The following is a 4244-nucleotide window of genomic DNA, read 5'->3' as shown; positions in this document are numbered from 1 at the left end:
TTTCCCCACCCCCCCGTTCTCCCTTTGTGCCCCCCCGGGCTGGGCGGCCCCTCGCCGGTACCGCCCGGGGGTTTATTGGGGGGGGGGGGCCGCTCCCGGAGCGGCCCGACGCCCCCCGGACGAGAAGGAATGGCCGACACCATGAGCAGCGGAGACGACACCGGCGAGCGCAACCCGTTCGCGCCGCCGCCGGCGGATGCCCCCGACCGGCCGTGGCAGCCGCGCGCTCCGCAGCAGCCCCCGACCGAGCGGCCGGAGGACGGCGACCGGGACGACGACCGGGTGCCGCCGCCACACCCGTGGAGCCCGGGCTACCGCGGCGGATGGTCCGAGCCGCAGCAGCCCCGCTTCGACCCGACCGACCCGGTGCAGCGGCGCGCCCGCTACGCGCTGAGCGCCGGCATGGCCGGCCTGTTCTGCGCGATCACCGGCATGCGGTACCTCGCGCTGCTGCTCGGTGCACTGGCGCTGTACTGGGGGATCAGCGCGCTGCGGGCCGAGCGTCCGGCGTCGGCCGCCTCCCCCGCCCCGCACGCCGCGGCCGGCGGCAACCCGCACGCCCTCGGCACCGCCCGGGTCGGCGGCTGGGCCCAGCCGCAGCCCACCCGGCCGCAGGTGCCCGCCGCGCTCGGCGGACTGCTGACGGGCGGTGTCGCCCTGATCTTCACGCTGTCCGTCTTCGGCGTCCAGCTCTACTACCACGACTACGTGACCTGCGTGAACGACGCCCTGACCAACGAGGCGGCGCAGAGCTGCAACAACCTCGCCCCGGACGTCATCACCCAGCTGACCAACCCCGGCAGCCGCTGACGCCGGGTGCCCTCGGGGCGGGGGTGCGGTTCGCGCGCCCTGTTTTCGGGTTGCCCGCGGCGTGGGATGCGCAGTTCCCCGCGCCCCTGTTTTCGGGTTCCCTGCAGCGTGGGATGCGCCGATCTCGGGGTGCGCAGTTCCCCGCGCCCCTTAATTCGGGTTACCCGTCAGGTGTCGTCGAGGTGGAGGGTGGCGAGGCGGGTGACGGCGTCGTGGAGGGTGCGGCGCAGGCGGGGGCAGCGGGCGGCGGTGGACCAGGCGGTGAGGCGGGCCATCGCCGGGGTCGGCGGGAGGGCCCGGTCGGCCGTGCGGGTGAGCAGCCAGCGGGCGAGCAGGGCTCCGGGCGGCACGACGGCGGCGGACCAGCCCGCGGCGGTCAGGGCGGCCTGCCAGGGGACGGGGCCCAGGGCGGCCATCCGTCCGGCCCCGAGTGCGCCTCCGGCGGACCACGCGGCCACGGCGGCGGCGGCCGAGACCGTGAGCACGGCGGCGAATGCGACCAGCGCGGTACCGGCCGGGTGCCAGGGGCGGGTGGTGCCCCGGCCTGCGGCGGCCCGTCCGAGAAGCAGGGCGGGCACGACGCCCGCGAGCAGGGGCATGACCGCCAGGACGGCCTGACCGGCGGCGCCGGGGCCGTCGGTCGGGAGGAGCGCGAAGAGCGGGAACTCGGGCACCGCGCCCAGGTGGGTGGCCACCGGTGAGACGGTGGTGCCGGTGCCGACGGCGAAGCCCGGCCCCAGCGCGTAGGCGGCGGCCCAGAGCACGGCGTTCGGCAGCAGCAGGGTGCAGGCGAGGAGGAGTCCGAGGACGCCCGCGGGGCCGTCCGCGAGGCCGGCGGCGGTGCTGCCCGCGGTGCCGAGGGCGACGGCGGTGGTGAGCAGGAGTCCCCCGGCGGCGAGCAGGCCGAGCAGCCAGCTGCCCGCGGTGCGACGCAGGGCGGCGGTGGCGTCCCGCGGCGGCGCCCAGTCCGCGGCCGCCCAGGAGCGGAGCCGGTCGGTGAGCACGGCCGGCAGGAAGGCCGACAGGCCCGGCTGCGGGTGGCCGTGGCCGGCCAGGACTCCCCAGGCGAGTCCGGCGGCGGTGGCGGCTGCGACGACGGGGAGGTCGGTGACCGGGTCGGCGGCCAGGACGGCTTCGCTGCCGCTGCACTCGGCGACGGCCAGTGCGGCCACCGCGAGGTATCCGATGCCCAGCGGCAGGGCGGCCCGCCAGGCTCCCGTGCCGTGCGGGGCGCGTGCCCCCGCCCTGGCCCCTGCGCGGCGGAGTAGGCCGGCGCTGACGGCGGTGAGCAGCAGCGGGGTGAGGGTGAAGGGTGCACCGCCCGGACCGCGGGTGAGCGGTGCCCCGTGGCCGAGCAGCCAGAGGGCGCAGGCGAGCCGGAGGGCGCCGCGGGCGGTGACGTCGCCGTACGGGGTGAGCACCCAGAGACCGAGGACGGGGACGGCGATCACGGAGAGGGCGAGGAGGGCCGTTCGGGCGCCGACGAGCAGGTCGGCGAACGGGGAGCGGGAGCCCAGATCGTCGGGCAGGCCCAGGATCGGACGGCCCATCAACTGCGTCATGGGCCACATGCTCCCAAGATCACCCGTTGCGCCCCGTGAAGCGGCAAACCTTCGCCGTGTCCCGGATTATTTGCTTATGTGCCTTATTCGACTCTGCAGCCGCCGCGGGGAGCCGCGGTGACCGCACCTTCGAAGGCCGACCGGGCCGGGGACGACCCCACCGGCCCGACCACCGCTGCCCGGACGCCCGCCGCGGCCCCGTCGGACCGGGCGCGGAAGGACGCCGCACGGCTGCTGCAGCGGCTGACCCCGCGTGAGGCGCAGGTCTTCGCCCGGACGGCGGCAGGGGACGACGACCGGGCCGTCGCCGCCGCGCTCGGCATCGCCCCCGCGACCGTCCGCAAGCACCTCAACCGGGCGATGCGGAAGCTGGGGGTCGGCTCGCGCGCCGAGGCCGCCCGCCTGGCCGCCCTGTTGGGGACGCCCGGGCCCACCGCCGAACCCACCCCTGCGGCACCCCCCAAAACCCCCGGGGAGACCGGGCCGACCATGCCGACCGGGCCCGCCGAGCCCGGCCCGGTGCCGGCCGGGGCCGCGGTCGAACCCTCGCCGCCGCCGACGCCGGAGGAGCCCCCGCGGACTCCGGACGGGCCCCGACCGCCCGAGGAGCCCGAGCCGCCGCAGGCCCGCCCTCAGGAGCAGCCGTCCGCTCCGCTCCCCCGTCCGCCGCTGGCCGGGGCGCCGCCCCGCCGCCGGCCGGAGTTCGCCGCGTTCAGTGCGGCCGTGCACGCCCGGCTGGTGCAGCAGACGTTCCTGGTCACCGGGTCGCCGCACCGGGCGACCCGCAGTGTGCGGATCGCCCTGGGGGCGGCGGCGCTGCGGTGGGACGAGGTGGCGGAGCTGCCGGACCCGGAGGGCTGGGTCCGGGCGGCGGCGTTCGAGTCGGCGCTGTCGCCGTGGCGGCGGGGCGGTCCCCGTCGTGCGGGCAGGCGCCACCTGCCGCACCGGAGGATCAAGGTGAAGGGCGAGCGGGCCCGCCGCCGGCCGGACGAGAACCGTCCGACCGCCCGGGACCGGGCGCTGCTCACCGCGATGCACCGGCTGACCCGGCCGCAGCGCCGGGCGGTGGTGCTGCACGACGCGGTGGGCCTGCCGGTGGCGGCGGTGGCGGAGGAGGTGGAGTCCAGCACGGCGGCGGCCGCGGGGCGGGTCCTGGCGGCGCGCGAGGAGCTGTCCCGGACGGTGCCGGAGGTGGTCGGTGCCGACCCGTCGGCGCCGGGGTTCGGCCCGGCGCTCGGCGCGCTGCTGTTCGAGGCGGCGGTGCGGGCCTGCCCGTCGCCGCGGGTGCCCTCGCCGGCCCGGCTCGCCGCCGGGGGCCGCCGCCGGGCGCACGCGGTCACCGGCGCGGCGGGGCTGCTGGTGCTCGGCACGGCCGGCGCGATGGTCGTCACCCTGGTGGTCGGCGGGCCCGACGACACGGCCCGCCGGGCCCGGCCCGCGGCGGCGCCGCAGACGGAGGCGTCCCCGCCGCCGGAGGTGTGCTCCGCGGCCGGTACGGGCAGTTCGGGTCCGGCCGCGCCCGGCCGCGAGCCGGGGCTGCGGAGCCCCTGGTGCAGTCCGACGGCCCCGCGGCCGGGAGCGGCCCCGAGCGGGGCGGCGGACGGCGGCACGGCCCTCCCGGACGGGGACACGTCGTCCACGGCCCCGCAGGACGGGACGGACGGGACGAGCGGCCCGGGCGACGGAACGGTGACCGAGGGCGCGCCCCCGCACGACGGGCAGCCGGTGACCGGTCCCGTGGCGCTGACCCGGCCCGCGGACGCGCTGCCGGTCCCGGTGCCGTGCGCGCCGCTGTGGCCCTGCGCTCGTAGTACTCGTCGGACAGCGCGAGCAGCGTGGTGCCGTCGCCGGCCACCGCGTCGGTGAGCGCGG

3 protein-coding genes are annotated in these 4244 nt (G+C 78.9%); 2 read left to right on the top strand and 1 reads right to left on the bottom strand.

Going from position 1 to position 4244, the window contains the following annotated elements; translation table 11 throughout:
- Positions 1–141: 141 nt before the first annotated feature.
- Complete coding sequence (locus ABZ641_RS27620; protein WP_359985923.1) at positions 142–810, top strand: hypothetical protein; 669 nt, start codon at positions 142–144, stop codon at positions 808–810.
- Between the two features lie 167 nt (positions 811–977).
- Here the strand turns inward: ABZ641_RS27620 and ABZ641_RS27615 are convergent, their stop codons facing one another.
- Positions 978–2372 carry a DUF6350 family protein gene (locus ABZ641_RS27615; protein ID WP_359985920.1) on the bottom strand — a complete coding sequence of 465 codons (1395 nt, stop codon included), beginning with the start codon at positions 2370–2372 and terminating at the stop codon, positions 978–980.
- Positions 2373–2489: 117 nt separating this feature from the next.
- On the opposite strand from ABZ641_RS27615, the gene ABZ641_RS27610 reads away from it, so the two are divergent.
- Positions 2490–4238 (top strand): LuxR C-terminal-related transcriptional regulator, encoded by a 1749-nt coding sequence (locus ABZ641_RS27610; RefSeq protein WP_359985917.1) that lies wholly within the window; start codon positions 2490–2492, stop codon positions 4236–4238.
- The last annotated feature ends 6 nt before the right edge of the window (positions 4239–4244 follow it).

The sequence above is a fragment of the Kitasatospora sp. NPDC007106 genome (genome assembly GCF_040634455.1).
Classification (GTDB): Bacteria; Actinomycetota; Actinomycetes; order Streptomycetales; family Streptomycetaceae; genus Kitasatospora; species Kitasatospora arboriphila.
The sequence above is the reverse complement of the archived record's forward strand: the minus strand, read 5'-3'. Positions and strand labels throughout refer to the sequence as shown.